Here is a 19278-nt window from a genome sequence, read left to right on the forward strand (position 1 = left end):
CGCACGATCGTTCGGTTCGTCAACCACCTCGGTCGCCGACAGCCATCCGGTAGTGCCCCGGCACCAACCATGATCGCTCGCTCTTTGGCGAGTACGGCGAAAAGCCCGATGACGACGGTCGGGTTGGCGCCACCGTGGCTCGGTCGCGCCAACCCGACGGAAGGCTCGATGGTCGGTTAGCGGATCAGACAGAGGTAGACGCCGGAGCGGCAGATGAGCTCGTCGGCGCGGGACCACCAGGTCCTCACACCTCGGTCGTCGCCGAGGTAGTTCCTGACGTCGTCGCCGAGTTCCTCCCCGGTTCCGTCAGCGGTGGGCAGCATGTTGCTGGCGCCGGCGTTGTAACCGATGGCCAGCAGCTCGTCCCGGGTGTAGTCGCCTGGCCAGGTGGTGGGAAGTTGGTCGAGCAGATCGCGCAGGTGCCAGGCAGTGGTCTGGATCGAGAGTTCGTCGTCACCGGTCAACTCGTGGAACTGGCGGCTGCCGAACAGCTCCGGGTGCTTGCGTCTGGTCTCTTCGAAGGTGGCCTTGGACATGTTGCCGAGGCCACGGGAGGCCTCGTCCTGAAGGACCCAGGTCTTGATGTCCTCCCAGGGTCGGCTGTAGCCGAAGCTGCCTTCCTCCCGTACCAGGATCGCCAGGAGCAGCCGGGGATCGATGCCAGCGGCGTTGGCGTGGTTGACCACCAGGTCGATCTTGGTGATCGGAGTGAGACAGGAATCGGTGTGGCGTCCGACGCGACAATGGTTCCAGGCACCTACGGCAGCAGGCTCCGACGAGGTGATCCTGACAGCTCGGGCGGCCAGGACGTCCTTGGCGCCGGCCGGGCCGGGCATGGTGTTGCTGATCTGTGGAGCGAGCGGGACCTCACCGCAGCGTTCGACCTGGGCGGTGATGTCACCACCGGTGTCCAGCCACGCATCGGCCACGAAGCCGATCGCCCGACGCGGGTCCGTGGGGTCGACGACCAGGTCCCAGTACCGGTTCGTTCCACCGTCGCCGGTCACCTCGTCACCCTCGCGGTAACAGGCGACGGTGTAGGAGTGGTCCGCGACGAGAAGCTGCAGTTCGGTTCGGGGGGCGGCCAGGGACGGTCCGGTCTTCACCGCCAGGTGCTCCGTCGCCGTCACCCTTCCGGTGACCGTACGGGGTGCAGCATCGGTCGCCTGCCTGTTGGCGGCGCTGTTGCGGATTCCCGCGCCCAGTTGTCCTTCCCTACAGGGGTCGACCTGACTGGTGATGTCACCACCGGTGTCCAGCCACACGTCGGCGATCCAGCCGGCATCGTTTCCGTTTTCGTCCACGACCCTGTCCCAGTACGGACTGGCACCTTCGGAGCCGGAGATCTGGTTGGGACCGCTCCGATAGCAGACGACGGTGTAGCCGGTGCCATGGGCGGCGTTGCCGATGATGGCCCCTTCCACACCGTCGCGGATGTTCGCCTCCGGGCGTGCGGTAACGGTGCCGCGTACCGTGCGGGTCTCGTCGGCTGAGGCGGCGTAGGTGCCGGTGATACCCGCGCCCACGGCCATCAGTGTGGCCAGCAGGCTACCGAGCTTGATCAGGGTACGGCGGTCAGGTCTGGTACGGGTCGGGACATGCCCTTGTCGGGCATCGCTGTTCGTCATGTCGACCAGCCTCAGCCCGCGAGCCGGCAATCGACTCCGCAACCGGGGCTCAACCGGCTGCAAGCAGGGACAACCGGGCACCGGCAACCTCAACAACGGGCGCAACAACGGCGCTGACCAGGCGGAACAGTGCTCCCTTCGCTGCCATAAGCTGAACTGCAACGCGGGCGCTGACGATCAGCAACACAGCGGGAATGCCGAGGTACGCCCACGGTCGACATTGGATTGGATGGCTTGGTGACAGTTCACGACCTTGCCCGCGCCCTGCCCGACATCGCGACGCTCCGGGACCGGTGTCGGGCGTTGGCGACACTCGCCGGGATCGGTTACCCGTCCCAGCCGGAGTAGCACCCCGTCAGCATCCGAATTGCGACACGACGCGTCACGCAGCCCTGGGGGAAGACGGATTCGAAGAAGTTGTTCTTCCCCCAGGGCTGGTGCTGACTACGCCGTAAGCAGCGGCAGCACCCGGCGACCGAGCAGATCCACCCCGGCGTACGGGGTCAACCCGTGCGGGGTGCCGAACTCCACCCGCGTCGCCCCGGCCTCGAACACCGCCTCGGCCTGGGCGGCGATCTGCTCCGGTGTGCCGGCGAAGGCGAACAGGTCGAGCAGGTCGTCGCCGATCAGCTCGCCGGCCCGTACGTGCTCCTGTCGGGCGACGAGCTGCTGGATCCGGGCCAGCAGTTCCGGGTCCACCTCGACGGTCGGGTCCAGGTCGGCCACCACCGCGAGATACATCGCCACCTCGGTACGCGCCACCCGGCGGGCGAGTGCCCCGTCCTCGTCGACCACGGTGACCGCGCCCAGCACCACGCCGATCTCGGCACCGGATCGGCCGGCTGCCGCAGCACCCTCGTCCAGCCAGGCCCGCATCGTCCTCGCCATCGCCGGATTGGCCGATCCACCGACCTTGATCTCGTCGGCGAATGCCGCAACCTGCCGGGCGGTACGCTCCCCCCAGGTGCCGATCAGGACCGGTACCCGGTCCCGCACCGGGGAATAGCGCAACGCGGTGCCCGGCGCCACCGAGAACTCCCGCCCCTGGTAGCCACGCTCGTCCCGGGCCAGCAGCAGTCGTACCACGTCCACCGTCTCGACCAGCCGACGCAGTGGCCGGGCCTGGGGTACTCCCACCTGGTCCAGCCAGGTGCCCCGGGCCAGGCCCAGGTAGGCCCGTCCGTCCGAGGCCAGGTCGAGTGCCGCCGTCTGCCCGGCGATCTCCACGGGATGCATCGTGAACGGGTTCAGGCAGGCCGCGCCAAGCCGGATCCGTCGGGTGTGCCGGGCGGCCTCCAGCAACGGGAAGATGGGCGGCTGGTACATCAGATCGCCGAACACCGACAGCACGTCGAACCCGTGCCGTTCGGCGAGTTCGGCCAGCTGCGCGTACTCACTGGCGGTCTTGTCCGACTGTAGGCCGACGCCGACCAGCCGCTCACCACCGCCGGTCACGTCAGGTCCCCGGTCGGGATCCGCCGCCGCGCGGTCCGCTCGATCCGCAGGATCACCCGCTCGTCCGGGTCCGGGCAGGCCACGTGGCAGTCCCGGGCCAGCCAGTCGCCGTCCGGCAACGGACGCTGTTTCGCCGGCAGCAACGGCAGACAGGCGGCCAGAGCGTACAGGCAGAAGTGCTTGCCCGGTGGGATGGTTATCCGGCTGGATTCGGTCAGTTCCAGGTAGTCGCCGGGCGCGAGTCCGCACACCGAACGCCCCTCGATCCGCTCCACCACGACCCGCAGGTCGTACAGGTCGGTCACCGCGTCGTCGCTGCTCATCGGAGCGCCTCCGCATGGTGGTGCACGATCCGCCAGCCGGTCTCGTCACGACGCAGCACGTCGGTCACGCGGAAGCAGTCGTCCGGCTGCTCACCGGCATAGGTCGCCCGCAGGACGTACCGGACCAGGCCGGTCTCCCCCCACACCTCGGCCAGCAGTTGCTCCGGTACGACGGAGGTGGGCGGCACACCCGACGCGGCGGTGGCGGCCCGCTGGTCCCGCAGGGCGTCGAGCGCGGCCAGCCCGTGCAGCAGGTCGGGCGCGTCCGACTCCCAGATGGTCAGGGCGGGATGCAGATGGGCGTCGAACGCGGGCCGGTTGCCGAGTGCCCGGTACATGGCGGTGATGGTGGCGGTGATCTCTTCGACGGTCATCAGGGCTCGTTTCCGGATGGGCGGACGGCAGGCGGACGGCGGAACTTCGTTGGTGCGGCAGAGCGTCAGCAGGTGGTACGTCGGTTCGGACGGAGGTCGGTTCAGGAGGAGGTCGGTTCAGCTGGCCGACGATAGGGCGGCCAGCCGGGTACGCAACGGATCGAGGCCCATCGGCCCCAGCCGCAGCGCGGTCCGGTGGAACAGTTTGCGGTCGAACGCGGAGCCGTCGCGTTGCTCGGCCTCCCGGCGGGCCTGCTGCCACAGTCGCGCCCCCACCTTGAAGGCCAGCGCCTGCGCCGGCCAGCCGAGGTAACGGTCGACCTCGAACCGGGCGGTCGCCCGGTCCAGCCCGGCGACGTCGACCAGGAAGTCGACCGCCACCGCAGGGGTCCACCGACGGGCATCGGTGAACCCGGTCCCGGCGGGAATCGGCGCGTCCAGGTGCAGTCCGATGTCTATGACGACCCGGGCGGCCCGCCACATCTGGCCGTCCAGCATGCCGAGCCGCTCGGCCGGTCCCCGGTAGAGGCCGAACTCGTCGGCCAGCCGTTCGGCGTAGTGTGCCCAACCCTCGGCGTACCCGTGGACGTGGCACAGCGCCCGCTGCCAGGGATGCAGGTCGGCGGTGGTGAGGGTGATGGCGTGCTGGAGGTGGTGTCCGGGCAGCCCTTCGTGGTGCAACGTTCCGACGTGCCGCCACACCGGCACGCTGGTCTCCCCGGGCGGGACCGACCACCAGATACCGCCGGGTCGGGTCAGGCCCGGGTCCGGCGGGGTGTAGTACATGACGCCGGACGCGGCCGGGCTGAGCCGGCAGACCACGTCCCGGGTGGCGGCCGGGATGTCGAAGTGGGGACCGTCGAGGGCGTCGGTGACCTGGGCGGTCCGGTCCCGTAGCCAGGCCTCCAGGTCCGGGCCGACCGGCACCCGGCCCGCCGGGTCGGCGTCCAGCGCCGCCCGCGCGGTGGCTACGTCCGGATGACCGAGTTCGGCGGCGACCGCCCGCAGTTCGGCGGCGGTGCGTTCGAGTTCCGCCCAGCCGTAGGCGTACAGCTCGTCGAGGTCGACCTGCGCGCCGAGGAAGTCCCGCGCGGTCACCGCGTAGAGATCCCGCCCCACCCCGTCGACCTCGGTGGCCTGCGGGGCCAGCTCGGTACGGAGAAAGCCGGCGAAATCGAGGGTGGCGCTGGCCGCCAGCCGGGCACCGGCGGTCAGTTCACCGGCCAGCACCCCGGTACCGGGATAGCCGGACACCAGCCGACCGTAGAAGTCGTCGACGGTGATCCAGGCGGTGCACTGGTCGGCGACGGCGAGGATCTGGCGGCGGGCGACGACCTGCCCCCGGCCGGCCGACCAGCGCAGCGTGTCGGCGTACTGGCCCAACGCGACCGGCACCCGGCGCAGGTGCGCCGCGACGTCCGCCCAGTCCGCTTCGGACACCCGGGGCAGGTTGTCGAAGACCTGCCGGGTCAGGTGCACCGGGGTGGCCAGCGGTGCCAGCAGCCGGGTGGTGAACCCGCTGTCATGAAGGGCGACCTCGCTGGTGAGCCGGTCCACCAGGGCGGCGGCGAGGGCGAGTTCGGAGGTGCCGTCCGTACTCGCCCCGGCCGCCGCCGTGGCCGTGGTCCGGGCCAGCTCAGCCCGAGCGGCGAACCCGTCCGGGCTGAGGTCCGCGAACCGCGACTGCGGGGTACGACCGGCTGCCTCGGCCGCCACCGGGTCCAGTCCGGCCAGCGCGTCGAGGTACCGGTCGGCCACCTCGGTGATCGTGGTCATCGGCCGACCCGTGCCCGCCCGGTGTCGTCCCGGTAGACGACGCCGCCCTTCATCACCAGGTGCAGGGTGCGCAGCGCCGAGACCGAACGGGTCGGGTCGTCGCGGAGTACCAGCAGGTCGGCGTGCTTGCCCGCCTCGATGCTGCCGAGCCGGTCGGCCTGACCGAGCCACTGCGCGGGCCGGATCGTGGCGGAGCGCAACGCGTCGGCGACCGTCATCCCGGCGTCGACCATGAACTCCAACTCACGCACGGTCGCGGTGGTCTCGTCGTAGCCGGCGTGCGGCGGCATGTCACTACCCAACGCGATCGGTACGCCGTTACGGATGGCGTGTTGCAGGCTCTCCCAGTGCCGGGGCCCGGCGGCCAGCGCCCGGTCCATCAGCCAGCCCGGCACCCCGGAGTCCCGGAAGAACTGCTCGCACCGGCTGACCACGATCGTCGGGACGTACCAGACGTTCCGCTCGGCCATCAGCCGGGTCACCTCGTCGGTCAGCTCGTAGCCGTGCTCGACGCAGTCGAGGCCGAGTTCCACGGCACGCCGGACCGACTCGGCGGGACCGGCGTGCGCGGTCACCTTGCGTCCCCAGTCGTGGGCGACCTGGATGACCGCCGCCATCTCGTCGTCGAGCAGCTGCGGGGTGTCGATCGCCTCGAACTGGCCGGCGATCCCACCGGAGATGCACACCTTGATCAGGTCGGCACCGGCCCGGATCTGCTGCCGGGTGAGCCGGCGGAACCCGTCGGCCCCGTCGGCCTCCAGCGCGTCGGCCTCCCAGCCGTGTCCGCCCGTACAGCAGAGTGCGTGCCCGGCGGTGAAGATGCGCGGGCCGTCCACCGCCCCGCCCTCGATGCCCTTGCGCAGCGCAAAGTCGGCGTACCGACTCTCGCCGACGAGCCGGGCGGTGGTGACACCGGAGTGCAGGGTACGCCGGGCCGAGTCGGCCATCAGCAGCACCAGCTCGGCGAGGTTGGACCGGTGCACCTCGTCGCCGAGGTGACCGGGCAGCCCGAGGGAGAGGTGGACGTGCATGTTGGTCAGGCCGGGCATGACGTGGTGACCACCGAGGTCCACCACGGGCACGTCCCCGGCCTCGGTGAGCACGTCGTCGACCTGGCCGACGGCGCGGATGGTGCCGTCCGCGCCGACCCAGATACCCCGGTCGGTCTGGATCTCGTCCTGGACCCCGTCGTAGAGGGAGAGGTTGACCAGGACCTGTTCAGTGGCGGAGTGCATGCGTCTCCTCAGATGGCGGGCACGGTGGGCCGCGCCACCGTGGGGTCGGTGAGCCAACAGGCGGCGGTACGTCCGCCCAGGTCGATCGTTGGCGGCTGCTGGCCGCACGGATCGAAGGCGTGCGGGCAGCGGGGCCGGAAGCGGCAGCCGGTCGGTGCGTTCGCCGGGTCCGGCACCTCCCCGGCCAGCGTCTTCGGCAGCCGTGGGGTGGTGCTGATCTGCGGTACCGCGTCGATCAGCGCCCGGGTGTACGGGTGCGACGGCGCGCGCCACAGATCCCGGGTCGGCGCGGTCTCGACGATCTTGCCGAGGTACATCACCGCGGTCACGTCGGCGATCTCGTGCACCAGGGCCAGGTCGTGCGAGATGAACAGCATGCCCATGTCGAGTTCCCGGACCAGCTTGACCAGCAGGTTCACCACCTGGGCCTGGGAGGATGCGTCGAGGGCGGTGACCGGCTCATCGGCGATGATCATGCGGGGTTCCGGGGCGAGGGCCCGGGCGATCGCCAGCCGCTGACGCTGCCCGCCGGAGAACTGGTGCGGATAGCGCTGTCCCGTGCTGGCCGGCATTCCGACGCGGTCGAGCAGCTCGGTGACCCGGGCCCGCCGGGCGGCGGTTCCGGTCACCGTCGCCGGCACCCCGTCGAGAAGCTGGTCGCCGATGGTACGGCGGGGGTTGAGCGAGGCGTACGGGTTCTGGAAGACCATCTGCAACCCGACCTCGGACTCGGCCCGCCGTCGCCAACCCAGTGGCGTGACCGGCGCACCGGCGTACCGGATCGTTCCGGCGCTCGGCGCGGCGAGACCGACCGCGACCCGGGCCAGCGACGACTTGCCGCAGCCGGACTCGCCGACCAGGCCGACGATCTGGCCGGACGCGACCTCGAGGCTGACCCCGGCGACGGCACGTACCGGGCCCCGGCCCCGGGGCTTGTACTCCACCTCGACGTCGTCGATCCGCAGCAGGGCCTCCGGCTCGGTGCGCTCGGTCATGCCACCACCTCCAGGCTGGGACGGACGGGGCAGGCCGCCGAGCGGTCGGTGCCGACCGGGGCCAGTGGGGGTGGCGCGGTGGTACAGGACGGTTCGGCGAAGTTGCATCGGGGCTGGAACGCGCAGCCCGGCGGCAGCTCCCCCGGCGCGGGCGGACCGCCCGGGATCGGCCTGAGGGTGCCGACCGCCTGGGTTCCGTGCGGCCGGGCACCGAGCAGCGCCGCCGTGTACGGGTGACGCGGCTCGGTGAGCAACGCACCGGTCGGCCCGGTCTCCACCACCCGACCGGCGTAGAAGACGTAGCTGCGGGTGGTCAGCGAGCTGAGCACCCCGAGGTCGTGGGTGATGAAGGCGACGGCCAGCCCCGTCTCGGACCGCAGCCGGTCCAGCAGCGCCAGGATGCCGGCCTGCACGGTCACGTCGAGGGCGGTGGTCGGCTCGTCGGCGATCAGCAGTCGCGGCTTCGCGGCCAGTGCGATGGCGATGGCCACCCGCTGGCGCATGCCGCCGGAGAACTGGTGCGGGTACGCCCGGACAGCACGTTCCGGGTCCGGGATGCGCACCTGGTCGAGCAGTTCGACAGCCCGCCGGTCGGCGGCCCGCCGGTCCAGCTTCAGGTGGACCCGCATGTGTTCGGTGAGCTGCCGACCGACGGTGAGCATCGGGTGCAGGGCGGCCGTCGGGTCCTGGAACACCATCGAGATCCCGGCGCCGCGTACCCGCTGCCAGCCCCTGTTGTCCAGACCGAGCAGTTCGGCGCCGGCGAACCGGGCCGACCCGGTGACCTTGGCCCCGGGTGGCAGCAGCCCGAGCAGGGCCTGTGCGGTGAGGCTCTTGCCGCAGCCGCTCTCCCCCGCGATGCCGACGAGTTCGCCCTCACCGACGGTGAGCGAGACGCCGTGCAGGATCGGCAGTGGTCCACGGGGGCCGGGCAGGGTCACGGCCAGGTTGTCGACGTCGAGCAGGTTGCCCATCCTCAGCGTCCCTTCGAGCGGGGGTCGATCCGGTCGCGCAACGCGTCGCCGAGCAGGTTGAAGGCCAGCACCACGGTCAGGATCGCCAGTCCGGGGAAGACGCTGACCCACCACATGGAGAGGTCCTGCGCACCGAGCGCCACCATCGAGCCCCATTCGGCGGCCGGTGGGCGTGGGCCCAGGCCGAGGAAGGAGAGCGCCGCCAGCATCAGTACGGCGTTGCCGAGTTCCAGGGTGGCCAGCACGATCGCCGGTCCGATGCTGTTGGGCAGCACGTCACGGCGTAGGGCGCGGATCGGGCCGACACCGAGCAGCCGGGCGGCGTTGAGGTAGTCCTCCCCGCGCATGGTCAGCACGGCGCTGCGGATGACCCGGGCGTAGACCGGCCAGGAGACGATGACCAGCGCGAGTACGGCGTTGCGGGTGCTGGGCCCGAAGGCGGCGGTGACCGCCATCGCCAGGATGATCTGGGGGAAGGCGAAGACCAGGTCGGTCAGCCGCATCAACGCCTCGTCGACGAACCTGCCGACGTAGCCGGCGATCAGGCCGAGCAGTCCGCCGAGCAGCAGCGCCAACGAGACGATGGCCAGCGCGAGAGGGATCGACAGCCGCGCCCCGTACACCACCCGGCTGAAGACGTCGCGGCCGAGCGAGTCGGTGCCGAACCAGTGGTCGCCGGAGGGTCCCAGGTAGCTGTCCGGGCTCTGCGCCAGCGGGTCGTACGGTGCGACGACGGGGGCGAACACGGCCACCAGCAGCCAGCCGGCGAGGATGACCAGCGCCGCGGCGGCGATCGGCTGCCGCCAGATCGGGCGGGCGGTCGAGCCGCCGCGCAGCCGGCCCAGCCAGCGGCGACGGTTCAGGGCCTTGGCCACCTTCGGGTCCGGCGTGGCGGATTCGGGGGCGATGGTGGTCATGACAGTCGGATCCTCGGATCGATGAGCCCGTAGAGCAGGTCGACGGTGAGGTTGACCAGGGTGTACACCAGCGCCACGAACAGGCTGACCCCGAGGATCGAGGGCAGGTCCAGCGCGGTCGCGCTGCGGTAGGCGTACTGGCCGAGGCCGGGCCAACCGAAGATGTTCTCGACCAGCACCGTTCCGGAGAGCAGGGAGGCGAAAGCCAGTCCGGAGACGGTGACCACCGGCACCAGGCCGGCGCGCAGCAGGTGCCGGCGCAGCACCACCCGGCCGGGCAGGCCCTTGGCGTACGCGGCCCGGATGTAGTCCTGCTGGAGCACCTCGAGCATCGAGGAGCGGACGAACCGGACCAGCATCGCCACGGTCAGGCAGGTCAGCACGAGCACCGGCAGGATCAGGTGCTGCGCGGCGTCCCAGGCGACGTCCCACTGGCTGGCGAGGGCGGCGTCCACCGTGTACATACCGGTGACCGTCTCCGGTGGGCTGAAGTCGGTGGAGAGCCGGCCTCCGCTGGGGGCCAGTCCGAGCTGGTAGAAGAAGACGTAGAGCACGACGAGGGACAGCCAGAACGGCGGGGTGGAGAGCCCGAGCAGCGCGCCGACCCGGACCAACTGGTCGGTGATCCGGCCGTTGCGTACCGCCGCCAGCATCCCGATACCAGTGCCGATCAGCAGGGCCAGCACCATGGTGGGGATGGCCAGTTCCATGGTGGCCGGCACGTACTGGAGCAGGTCGTCCAGCACCGACCGGCCGGTCTGTTGCGAGATGCCCAGATCGCCGTGCAGCAGGTTGCCCAGGTAGTGCAGGTACTGCAGGTAGATCGGCTGGTCCAGTCCCCACTTCTCGCGGAACGCGGCCACCGCCTCCGGGTCGTTGAGCGCCTGGTCGGAGAGGTTCGCGGTGACCGGGTCACCGGGCACCACGTTGACCAGCCCGAACGTCACGATCGTCACGCCCAGCAGCAGGCCGGCGGTGATGGCCAGCCGCTTGGCCAGGAAGCGCAGCAACAGGAACTGGCGGCGCGGCCGAGGCCGGGACACGGTCTGGTCGACCGTGCCCGGCTCGGCGTCGTTGTCGACTGTCGTCGTCATGACTTCCCTACTTGCGCCCGACCGCGGCGAGGTCCACCTGCCAGCCGGCGGCGCTGTACTCCACCCCGGTCAGGCTGCTGGTCGCGACGAGCGTGGAGGAGTTGCTGGCCACCACGATGTACGGCGAGTGCAGGTTCATCGCCCGCTGCCACTCCTGCATGGCGGTGGCCCGGGCGGACAGGTCGAGGGTCGAGGTGACCTTCTTGCCGGCCTCGACGACGCTCGGGTCGGCCCGCTCCACGGTCCAGCCGGACCGCAGCGCGGTCGCCTGTCCGGGCGCCATGTTGTTGACCAGCGAGTCGGCAACCGGGTAGTTCAGGCTCTGCGGGGTGAAGCCCATCGCCGACTTGGCGCTGCGCATCTCGTCGAGGAACGTGGTGAGCGGCTGCGGATTCAGCTCCAGCTTGATGCCCGCCTCGGCGGCGTCGCCCTGGATCTTGGTCGCCACCGTACCGAGGTCGACACCCTTGTACGTGATGGCCGGGTAGTTGAACTTGACCGTCGGGTTGGTCAGGCCGGCCTCGGCCAGCAGCGCCTTGGCCTTGGCCACGTCCCGCTTCGACTCCTCGGCGGCGGGCAGCGCACCGGAGAAGGCCGGGGCCACCAGACCGGCACCGGCGGCGGCGCCCTTGCCGTACAGGGCGGCGATGCCCTGGTAGTCGATCGCGGCCCGCAGCGCCTGGTTGAACCTCGGGTCCGAGGTCACCTTGGAGACGGCCGGGTCGGCGTTGAGGTAGAGGAAGTAGACCGTGTCCTGCACGCCGGAGGTCTGCAGGCTGTCGGGCAGCCCGTCGAGCAGCTTGCCGGAGATGTCCAGCGCGATCTCGGCACCGTCGGCCCGCTGCATGGTGAGCTTCTGCGTCTGGACGTCCATGTTGCGCAGCACGACCCGGTTGAACTGCGGCTTCTCGCCCCAGTAGTTCGGGTTGGCCTCCAGCACCACCTGCGACGACGGGTCGTACGACTTCAGCACGTACGGGCCGCTGCCGAGGGAGTTGGTGTCCAGGTACTGCTGGGCGGTGTCACCCTGGGCGGCGTCGGCACCGTCCTTGGCACCGTGTTCCTTGGCGACCTTGGAGTTGACCACGCCGGTGGACGGCATCGCCAGCACGACGGGGACGTTGGGGTCCGGGTTGGCCGAGGTGACCACGACGGTCCGCTCGTCCTTCTTGTCGACCGTCAGTCCGGCGACGGTGACGGCCGGGCTGCCCTTGATGTTCTTCAGCCGGTTGAGCGAGAAGACGACGTCGTCGGCGGTCAGCGGGGTGCCGTCGGAGAACTTCACGCCGCTGCGCAGGGTGAAGGTGAAGGTCTTCGCGTCGGGCGAGACCTGGTACGACTCGGCCAGCGCCGGCACGGGCTTGCTGACGTCCGAGCCCTTGAACGTGAGCAGGGTGTCGTACATGGCGTGTACGGCGGTGAGACCGGTCGCCTCGTAGATCCGGCCCGGGTCGAGGGTCTTGAGCACGAACGAGGTGTTGACGGTCAGGGTGTTCGTGCCGCTGTTCGAGTTTCCTCCGCTGCCGCCCGCCGTACACGCGGCGGTGCTGGAGACGATGGCCAGCGCCGCCAGAGCGAGCGCTCCGCCGCGGAGCCGGCGAGGGGTCACCGACATGCTGCTCCTACCTTCATTGAGGCTTGCCCGTTACGCGGGCACCGAAAATCCACGGGCCGATGACACCGTTGACATCCGGCCCGTCGATACGGGCGATGGTCCGCTCCGGGGCTTTACGTTCAGCGCCATCACGGGTCTGATGTATCCGGATGAGGGTGGTCCGGTTTGTGGTCCGGTGGGGTTGTCTAGGTGGATTGAATATGACGCCCCCGCTGTTTGACCATGCTAAACAGCCTCGTATAGTTTAGTCAAACAAGTTCAGCCATACTGTTGGGAAGAGGACCCCATGCTCGGTGACCGGCTCCGCGACCTGCGGCAGCAGCACTCCCTGACGCTGCGCCAACTGGCGACCGCAGCCGACGTGTCACCCGCGCTACTGAGCCAGATCGAGAACGGCGCGACCGACCCCAGCCTGGCGACGTTGCGCAAGCTGGCCCAGGTCTTCCAGACCTCGATCGCGGAGCTGTTCTCCGAGCCCGAGGCCCCGGCCGTACACATCAGCCGGGCCGGCTCGCGGACCCGGCTGGCCGCACCACCCGGCCAGATCGCCTACGACCGGCTCACGCCCGGCCGGGGCGACCTGGAGGTGCTACAGGCCGACCTGGCCCCCGGGGACGCCAGCTCCGCCGAGCCCTGGGCGCACCCCTCCACGGAGTGCACGATCGTCCTCGTCGGCGAGATCGTGGCCGACATCGGCGGTGAGAAGTATCCCCTGACCACCGGCGAGGCGATCACCTTCGACTCCCGGCTGCCACATCTCTACCGCAACGCCAGCGACCAGCCGGCCCGCATCGTCATCGCGGTGACCCCGCCGACCCCCTAGTCGGCCCGGCCACCCCACCCAGCCCGCGTCCGGCACGCGGGCGGTTCCGCCCTGCTCCGAAAGGCTACCCATGGATCGTCACAGCGTCGACTGGTACGGCTACCTCCCGGCGGTCACCACGCCGTTCACCGAGAACGGCGCACTGGACCTCGACGCCTGGCGGATCCAGTTGGACTGGCTGGCCGGCGAACGCCTGCCCGGCGTGATCGTCGCCGGCACCACGGGCGAGTGGTTCAGCCTGAGTGAACACGAGCGGGCGGAACTCTTCACGGTCGCCGCCGAACAGGTCGGTGACCGGCTCACCGTGCTGGGTGGATGCAACGCGTACACCGCCGACGAGGCCATCCGGCACGCCCGCGCCGCACAGGCCGCCGGGCTGGACGGCATCCTGCTCACCCCACCGCCGTACGTCGTACCGACCCGGGCGGAGATCCTGAACTTCTACCGTACGGTCTCCGACACCGTCAAGATCCCGCTCTGCGTCTACAACTGGCCCCGGGGCACCGGCGTCGACCTGGACACCGAACTGCTGCTCGAACTGGCCGAACTGGACACGGTGGTGGCGGTGAAGAACTCCACCGCGAACTTCGGCGGATTCGTCCAGGGCCTGGTTGCACTGCGGAACCGGGTTCGCTACTTCGGCATCCCCACCAACGAGGTGGGTATCGAACTGCTCACCAAGGTCGGTGGCGAGGGACTGATGGGGGCGGGCGCGGTACTCGGTGCCGACCACCCCGACTTCTTCCGTGCCGTGCAGGCCGGTGACCTGGAGCGGGCCCGGACGCTCGGGGCCCGGGACCGGGTGATCATGGAGAACTGGTTCGGGCCGGACTACGGTGCCCGGTTCGGCAACGCCCAGGCGATCATGAAGTACGCGTTGACCCTGCGGGGCGTACCAGCCGGCCACGTCCGCGCACCGCTGCTGCCGCTCACCCCCGAGGAACAGTCCCGGGTCCGCGCCACGATGACCCAGCTCGACCTGCTCTGATGTCCCACTACGACGTGGCCGTCATCGGCGGCGGGCTGCTCGGCTGCGCCACCGCCCGGCACCTGGCCCGCGCCGGCAGCCGCGTCCTGCTCCTGGAAAAGGACCAGCTCAACCGGCATGCCTCCGGCCAGAACGCCGGCAGCCTCCACTTCCAACTGGAATACCGGATGGTCGAGCACGGCGACGCCGGTGCCCGGCTGGCCGCCCGCGCACTCCCCCTGCACCTCGACGCGATGCGGGCGTGGGCGACGCTGGAGGACGAACTCGGCGAACGGTGTGGGGTGGCCCGGCGCGGCGGGCTGATGCTGGCCGAGACACCGGCCGAGGTCGCCGCGCTGGACCGGAAGGCGGCCCTGGAACGCCGGTACGGTCTGGACACGACCGTGCTCTCCGGCCGGGAGCTACGTGAACTCGCGCCCTACCTGTCCCCCACCGTCACCGCCGCCGGATACGTCGCCGGCGAGGGCAAGGCCAATCCCCGCCTGGTCACCCCGGCCCTGGCCCGGGCCGCGGTCCGGTACGGCACGGTGCTGCGCACCGGCTGCCGGGTGACCGGGCTGTACCGGCACGGCCACCGCTGGGAACTGGAGACCGGCGGCACGACCGGGGACACCTCCGGTACGGCGTACACCGCCGACGCCGTCGTGCTGGCCGCCGGGGTGTGGACCGCCGAACTGGCGGCCATGGCCGACACCCGGCTGCCGGTCTTCCCGGTCGGGCTCACCATGAGCACCACCGCCCGTACCGCCCCGCTGATCCCGCATCTGGTCCAGCACGTCGGCAAGCGACTGTCGATGAAACAGACCGAAGAGGGCAACGTGCTCATCGGCGGTGGCTGGCCGGCAAAACTGGTCACCCGGGCGGGACGACTCGACCTGGAACACAACCCGGAACTGCGGTACGAGTCCCTGACCAGCAACGCTGACGCCGCCCGCGTGGTTCCGGCCGTACTGCCCCTGCCAGTCATCCGCTCCTGGACCGGGATGACCACCCTCACGCCGGACCAGTTGCCGCTGCTCGGGGCGGTGCCCCGACGCCCCGGCCTGTTCGTGGCCACCGGCGGGTCGGCCTTCACCCTCGGCCTCACGTACGCCCGGCTGCTGGCCGACACCCTGCTGACGGGTCGGCCCGATCAGTCGATCGAGGACTACTCACCGGCCCGGTTTGGAGCGCTGAACTTTGTCTGACCCCACCACCCAGGCCAGCGCCGCCCACCGTACGGCCCTGGACCGCCCCCAGCCGGTCACCATCGAGGTCGACGGGCAGCGCGTCTGCGCGTACCCCGGCGAGTCCCTGGCCACCGCCCTACTGGCGGCGGGCCGCCGCGCCGTCCGCACGACGGCCAGCGGTGCCCGCCGTGCCCCGTACTGCAACATGGGTGTCTGCTTCGAATGCGTGGTCACCGTCGACGACGTGCCCTACCAGCGGTCCTGCCTGGTCCGCGTCCGGGCCGGGATGCGGGTGCGTACGGGGGTGGCGCGATGACCGCCACCGACGTGGTGGTGGTCGGCGCCGGACCGGCCGGACTCGCCGCTGCCGCGACCCTCGGCCGGCACGGTGCCACCGTCACGGTGGTGGACGAGCAGGAACAGCCCGGCGGGCAGATCTACCGGCAACCGCCCGCCGGGTTCACCCGCCCGGCCAGCCACGTCACCGCCGGTCAGACACTGATCACCGAGGCGACCGCCGCGCCGAACGTCCAGTGGCTCACCGACACGACGGTATGGGGCATCCTCGGCACCCGGGCCGGACTGGACGGGTACGGCGGTACGGAGCCGAGCGGGCGCTACCGGGTCGCCACGCACGGGCCGACCGGTGCCGGGGTGCTCGAACCACGTGGGGTGCTGATCACCTCCGGCGCGTACGACCTGCCGGTGCCGTTCCCGGGCTGGACCCTGCCCGGGGTGCTCACCGCCGGCGGTGTCCAGACGTTCGTCAAGGCCCAGGGGCTGCTGCCGGGCAGCCGGTTCGTGCTGGCCGGCGGCCATCCGCTACTGCTGGTGGTGGCCGCCCAGCTGGTCCGGGCCGGTGCCCGGGTGGTCGAGGTAGCAATGACCCAACGTCGCCGGGACCTGCTCGTCGGACCGGCCGGGCTGGCCGCCATGGCCGGAGCCCGGGGCAAACTGGCCGAGGGGGCCGCCGCGCTGCGCACCCTGACCCGGGCCGGCGTGCCGATCCGGTTCGGCACGGTGGTACGCCGGGCCTCCGGAGACCCCGACCTGTCCTCGGTGACCCTGGCCGACCTCGATCGCGACGGCCACCCGGTCACCGGCTCCGAACGGGAACTCGCCTGCAACGTACTGGCCCTCGGTTACGGCTTCGTACCGTCCGTGGAGCTGGCCGGCCAGGCCGGCTGTGCCCTCGGCTGGGATTCACCGGCCGGGGGCTGGGTGGTCCGACACGACGAGTGGCTGCGCAGCTCGGTGCCGGGGATCGCGGTGGCGGGCGAGCTGACCGGAGTGGCCGGCGCCGAGCAGGCGACGGTGGAGGGTCGGCTGGCTGCCCTGGGCATGCTGCTCGACCTGGGACTACTGGAGACGGACGAGGCCACCGCCCTGGCCCGCCCGATCCGCCGCGAGCTACGGCGTCGTCGGCGGTTCGTGGCCCAGGTCCTCGACCGGTTCGCCCCTGATCGGCCGGCGCTGGGCACACTCGTCACCGACGACACCGTGCTCTGTCGATGTGAGGAGGTTCGGGCGGGCGACATCCGCCAAGCCCTGCGGGACCATCCGCACCTGGGCACCGCCAACGCGGTCAAACTGGTCACCCGGGCCGGGATGGGCCTTTGTCAGGGTCGGTCCTGCCAGCCCGGCGTCTGTCAGCTGGTGGCCACCGAAACCGGCCGTACGCCCGAACAGCTCGGTCCGTTCACCGCGCAGGCCCCGGTGAAACCGGTTCCGCTCGGTGCCCTGGCCGCAGCGGTCGAGCCGCCCGATCCGGACCGCCGGACCCGATCCGACCAGCCCTCCGGCCGTAAACTGTCTCCGCCGTAGTTCCAGCAGATCGCCGTCCCGACAACGTCAGGTTGGCGCTGTCCGCACACCCGTCGACGCCCCGCGCTCGACTGATTGAGGGACCAACCGGCCACGGCCGGGGCGCTAGTGTCGCGTGTCTAAAGTGGTTTGACGGGTGGGGTGCGGGAGGATGAGGTGTGTCTGTTGCTGCGCCGTTGGTTCTCCGTCCGGGTGACGGTGCCCGGCTTCGTGTCCTGACCCGCTCGTCCACGGCCCCGGCCGGACATGTGCAGCGTGCTCGGATGGTGTTGCTGGCCGCCGAGGGTGTATCGAATGCGGAGATCGCCCGGCGGGTGGGCATGACTCGTCAGACCGTCATCTCGTGGCGGGCCCGATACGCCTCTGGTGGTATCGACGCGTTGGCTGACCTGCCCCGTTCGGGTCGTCCACCGGTCATCGACGAGGCCACGGTGGTGACCGCCACGCTGAACCCGCCGCCGTCCGGGTTGGCGGTGACGCACTGGTCGGCCAGACTGTTGGCCGGTCACCTGACCAGAGGTGGAATACCGGTCAGCTTCGCCGAGGTCGCCCGGATCTGGCGGGACTGGGGCCTGCAACCACACCGGGTCGAGACGTTCAAGTTCTCTACCGACCCGCAGCTCGAGGCGAAGATCCGTGACGTCGTCGGTTTGTATCTCGACCCGCCCGCGAACGCCGTCGTCGTGTGCGTTGACGAGAAGTCGCAGATCCAGGCCCTCAACCGGACGGCGCCACTGTTACCGATGAGGTTCGACCAGGTCGAACGCCGTACCCACGACTACCAACGCCACGGGACGACCACCCTGTTCGCCGCCCTGGAGGTCGCCACCGGTCGGATCACCGCCGACGCCTGCTACCCCCGACACCGTAACGACGAGTTCCTGACTTTCCTCAAACAGGTCGCCAAGGCCCACCCACGAGTGAAACTGCACGTCGTCGTGGACAACTACGCCACCCACAACCACCCGAACGTCAAAACCTGGCTCGCCAAGCACCCACGGATCACCATGCACTTCACCCCGACCAGTTGCTCGTGGATGAACCTCGTGGAGGTCTTCTTCGGGATTATCACCCGCCAGGCCATCCGCCGCGGCACCTTCACCAGCGTGCCCGACCTGATCGGCGTGATCCGCGCCTTCATCGACGCCTACAACGAACGCTGCCAGCCGTTCGTCTGGACCAAAACCGCTGACCAGATCCTCACTAAGGCCAACCGTCAAAAGAACTCAGACACGGGACACTAGATTACGGAGAAGTTCTTCCAGGCGACGTTGTTGTTGAACCGCGCGTTCTGATAGGCGTTCGGCCCCTCGTAGAGCATCGGGTCATCCGTCGACACCCAGCGGTACAGGGTGGAGACGAGTCCGGGGCCCGAGGTGGTCCACGGAAGTACCACGGTCATGACACCCGGCGGGACCGTGACCGTCGTCGAGTTGAGATGTGTCCAATCGGTCGGCCAGACCGCGGAGCCGCCCATCGTGGTGAAGTAGAGGCGCAGGGTACCAACGTCGGTGCCGGATCCGTACGGCCCGGGATTCCGCAAGGTCACGAAGATGTAGTTGGTCGTGTAGGCGGGCGCGGTGAGGCCGCCTGAGCACGGAACCGTGGTGGGGCAGACCTTGACGTCGGGGCTGTTCCAGTAGGTGGCAGTCGTGCTGTTCGGCTCGAGAGCGGTGTCCCCGACGTAGTCCATGATGTAGACGTCCCTGGGGGTCAGGATCCCGATACCGCCGTCCGACCCGTCACCGGCCATGGCGACACCGCTCACGGGAATTGTCATCAGCGCCGCCAACAGTGCGGCAAGGAGCAGTCGACCTGCCGAGCGGTGTACACCCGGTTGCAGCATGGTCATAAGGATTCCTTCCGTCGCTACCGGATTGTGGGGCGGAAGATGTCGAAGCTGGGGTGAGAACCTTCTCACCGATCGACAGGGCGACTGTATGACAGTGACGTACAGCAATGGAATTGCCAGTCAATTCGAATACCACACGTGCCCGCATATGTCAGGGACGACAAAATTCTCGGATACGGGGAAACGCGAGCCGGAGAAACCAGCCCGACTCCGGTATCAGTCGGGGCCGACCCGGG

18 protein-coding genes are annotated in these 19278 nt (G+C 70.1%); 6 read left to right on the plus strand and 12 right to left on the minus strand.

Annotation, left to right across the window (positions count from 1 at the left end):
- Positions 1-176 precede the first annotated feature (176 nt).
- The 11 genes from ACFQ4H_RS01100 to ACFQ4H_RS01150 form a co-directional block, all read right to left on the minus strand.
- Entirely contained in the window at positions 177-1628 is a 1452-nt protein-coding gene (locus ACFQ4H_RS01100; RefSeq protein ID WP_377565813.1) for a hypothetical protein, read from the minus strand.
- A 444-nt stretch (positions 1629-2072) separates the two neighbouring features.
- On the minus strand, positions 2073-3083 hold the full coding sequence (locus tag ACFQ4H_RS01105; protein WP_377565815.1) for an LLM class flavin-dependent oxidoreductase: 1011 nt from the start codon (positions 3081-3083) through the stop codon (positions 2073-2075).
- On the minus strand, positions 3080-3406 hold the full coding sequence (locus ACFQ4H_RS01110; RefSeq protein WP_377565817.1) for a TIGR04076 family protein: 327 nt from the start codon (positions 3404-3406) through the stop codon (positions 3080-3082). Before ACFQ4H_RS01110 ends, ACFQ4H_RS01105 begins: the two co-directional genes overlap by 4 nt.
- On the minus strand, positions 3403-3780 hold the full coding sequence (locus ACFQ4H_RS01115) for a nuclear transport factor 2 family protein (RefSeq protein ID WP_377565819.1): 378 nt from the start codon (positions 3778-3780) through the stop codon (positions 3403-3405). Before ACFQ4H_RS01115 ends, ACFQ4H_RS01110 begins: the two co-directional genes overlap by 4 nt.
- A gap of 117 nt (positions 3781-3897) precedes the next feature.
- The gene (locus ACFQ4H_RS01120; protein WP_377565821.1) at positions 3898-5556 is read right to left on the minus strand and encodes a DUF885 domain-containing protein; all 1659 of its coding nucleotides are present in this window, start codon (positions 5554-5556) and stop codon (positions 3898-3900) included.
- Positions 5553-6791, minus strand: coding sequence for an amidohydrolase family protein (locus ACFQ4H_RS01125; RefSeq protein WP_377565824.1), 1239 nt, complete (start codon positions 6789-6791; stop codon positions 5553-5555). Before ACFQ4H_RS01125 ends, ACFQ4H_RS01120 begins: the two co-directional genes overlap by 4 nt.
- Before the next feature lie 8 nt (positions 6792-6799).
- Positions 6800-7786, minus strand: coding sequence for an ABC transporter ATP-binding protein (locus ACFQ4H_RS01130; protein WP_377565826.1), 987 nt, complete (start codon positions 7784-7786; stop codon positions 6800-6802).
- Positions 7783-8760 (minus strand): ABC transporter ATP-binding protein, encoded by a 978-nt coding sequence (locus tag ACFQ4H_RS01135; protein WP_377565828.1) that lies wholly within the window; start codon positions 8758-8760, stop codon positions 7783-7785. Before ACFQ4H_RS01135 ends, ACFQ4H_RS01130 begins: the two co-directional genes overlap by 4 nt.
- A 2-nt stretch (positions 8761-8762) precedes the next feature.
- Positions 8763-9677, minus strand: a complete 915-nt coding sequence (locus tag ACFQ4H_RS01140; RefSeq protein ID WP_377565830.1) for an ABC transporter permease — start codon at positions 9675-9677, stop codon at positions 8763-8765.
- Positions 9674-10771, minus strand: a complete 1098-nt coding sequence (locus ACFQ4H_RS01145) for an ABC transporter permease (protein ID WP_377565833.1) — start codon at positions 10769-10771, stop codon at positions 9674-9676. The genes ACFQ4H_RS01140 and ACFQ4H_RS01145 overlap by 4 nt, the downstream gene beginning before the upstream one ends.
- Before the next feature lie 7 nt (positions 10772-10778).
- Positions 10779-12386 (minus strand): ABC transporter substrate-binding protein, encoded by a 1608-nt coding sequence (locus tag ACFQ4H_RS01150; protein WP_377565836.1) that lies wholly within the window; start codon positions 12384-12386, stop codon positions 10779-10781.
- A 286-nt stretch (positions 12387-12672) separates the two neighbouring features.
- On the opposite strand from ACFQ4H_RS01150, the gene ACFQ4H_RS01155 reads away from it, so the two are divergent.
- The 6 genes from ACFQ4H_RS01155 (at position 12673) to ACFQ4H_RS01180 (ending at position 18434) form a co-directional block, all read left to right on the plus strand.
- Positions 12673-13209: a cupin domain-containing protein gene (locus ACFQ4H_RS01155; RefSeq protein WP_377565839.1), complete on the plus strand. Its 537-nt coding sequence runs from the start codon at positions 12673-12675 to the stop codon at positions 13207-13209.
- A 70-nt stretch (positions 13210-13279) separates the two neighbouring features.
- A complete protein-coding gene (locus ACFQ4H_RS01160; protein ID WP_377565842.1) occupies positions 13280-14197 on the plus strand; it encodes a dihydrodipicolinate synthase family protein in 918 nt (305 codons plus the stop codon).
- Entirely contained in the window at positions 14197-15384 is a 1188-nt protein-coding gene (locus tag ACFQ4H_RS01165) for an NAD(P)/FAD-dependent oxidoreductase (RefSeq protein WP_377565845.1), read from the plus strand. Before ACFQ4H_RS01160 ends, ACFQ4H_RS01165 begins: the two co-directional genes overlap by 1 nt.
- Positions 15377-15682, plus strand: a complete 306-nt coding sequence (locus ACFQ4H_RS01170; RefSeq protein ID WP_377565848.1) for a (2Fe-2S)-binding protein — start codon at positions 15377-15379, stop codon at positions 15680-15682. Before ACFQ4H_RS01165 ends, ACFQ4H_RS01170 begins: the two co-directional genes overlap by 8 nt.
- On the plus strand, positions 15679-17190 hold the full coding sequence (locus tag ACFQ4H_RS01175; RefSeq protein WP_377565851.1) for an FAD/NAD(P)-dependent oxidoreductase: 1512 nt from the start codon (positions 15679-15681) through the stop codon (positions 17188-17190). The genes ACFQ4H_RS01170 and ACFQ4H_RS01175 overlap by 4 nt, the downstream gene beginning before the upstream one ends.
- 158 nt (positions 17191-17348) lie before the next feature.
- On the plus strand, positions 17349-18434 hold the full coding sequence (locus tag ACFQ4H_RS01180; protein ID WP_377565854.1) for an IS630 family transposase: 1086 nt from the start codon (positions 17349-17351) through the stop codon (positions 18432-18434).
- Here ACFQ4H_RS01180 and ACFQ4H_RS01185 read toward each other — a convergent pair.
- Positions 18431-19042: a hypothetical protein gene (locus tag ACFQ4H_RS01185; protein WP_377565857.1), complete on the minus strand. Its 612-nt coding sequence runs from the start codon at positions 19040-19042 to the stop codon at positions 18431-18433. The two genes, ACFQ4H_RS01180 and ACFQ4H_RS01185, sit on opposite strands and share 4 nt — an antisense overlap.
- Positions 19043-19278: the final 236 nt, after the last annotated feature.

This window comes from Micromonospora sonneratiae, assembly GCF_042679305.1.
GTDB classification, from domain to species: Bacteria; Actinomycetota; Actinomycetes; order Mycobacteriales; family Micromonosporaceae; genus Micromonospora_H; species Micromonospora_H sonneratiae.

Excerpts from the sequence above, each read along its gene's own strand:
- ACFQ4H_RS01150 (WP_377565836.1), bottom strand. The coding sequence starts at position 12,386 with ATGTCGGTGACCCCTCGCCGGCTCCGCGGCGGAGCGCTCGCTCTGGCG.
- ACFQ4H_RS01155 (WP_377565839.1), top strand. The coding sequence starts at position 12,673 with ATGCTCGGTGACCGGCTCCGCGACCTGCGGCAGCAGCACTCCCTGACG.
- ACFQ4H_RS01120 (WP_377565821.1), bottom strand. The coding sequence starts at position 5,556 with ATGACCACGATCACCGAGGTGGCCGACCGGTACCTCGACGCGCTGGCC.
- ACFQ4H_RS01140 (WP_377565830.1), bottom strand. The coding sequence starts at position 9,677 with ATGACCACCATCGCCCCCGAATCCGCCACGCCGGACCCGAAGGTGGCC.
- ACFQ4H_RS01135 (WP_377565828.1), bottom strand. The coding sequence starts at position 8,760 with ATGGGCAACCTGCTCGACGTCGACAACCTGGCCGTGACCCTGCCCGGC.
- ACFQ4H_RS01165 (WP_377565845.1), top strand. The coding sequence starts at position 14,197 with ATGTCCCACTACGACGTGGCCGTCATCGGCGGCGGGCTGCTCGGCTGC.
- ACFQ4H_RS01160 (WP_377565842.1), top strand. The coding sequence starts at position 13,280 with ATGGATCGTCACAGCGTCGACTGGTACGGCTACCTCCCGGCGGTCACC.
- ACFQ4H_RS01110 (WP_377565817.1), bottom strand. The coding sequence starts at position 3,406 with ATGAGCAGCGACGACGCGGTGACCGACCTGTACGACCTGCGGGTCGTG.
- ACFQ4H_RS01145 (WP_377565833.1), bottom strand. The coding sequence starts at position 10,771 with ATGACGACGACAGTCGACAACGACGCCGAGCCGGGCACGGTCGACCAG.
- ACFQ4H_RS01115 (WP_377565819.1), bottom strand. The coding sequence starts at position 3,780 with ATGACCGTCGAAGAGATCACCGCCACCATCACCGCCATGTACCGGGCA.
- ACFQ4H_RS01125 (WP_377565824.1), bottom strand. The coding sequence starts at position 6,791 with ATGCACTCCGCCACTGAACAGGTCCTGGTCAACCTCTCCCTCTACGAC.
- ACFQ4H_RS01100 (WP_377565813.1), bottom strand. The coding sequence starts at position 1,628 with ATGACGAACAGCGATGCCCGACAAGGGCATGTCCCGACCCGTACCAGA.
- ACFQ4H_RS01185 (WP_377565857.1), bottom strand. The coding sequence starts at position 19,042 with ATGACCATGCTGCAACCGGGTGTACACCGCTCGGCAGGTCGACTGCTC.
- ACFQ4H_RS01175 (WP_377565851.1), top strand. The coding sequence starts at position 15,679 with ATGACCGCCACCGACGTGGTGGTGGTCGGCGCCGGACCGGCCGGACTC.
- ACFQ4H_RS01130 (WP_377565826.1), bottom strand. The coding sequence starts at position 7,786 with ATGACCGAGCGCACCGAGCCGGAGGCCCTGCTGCGGATCGACGACGTC.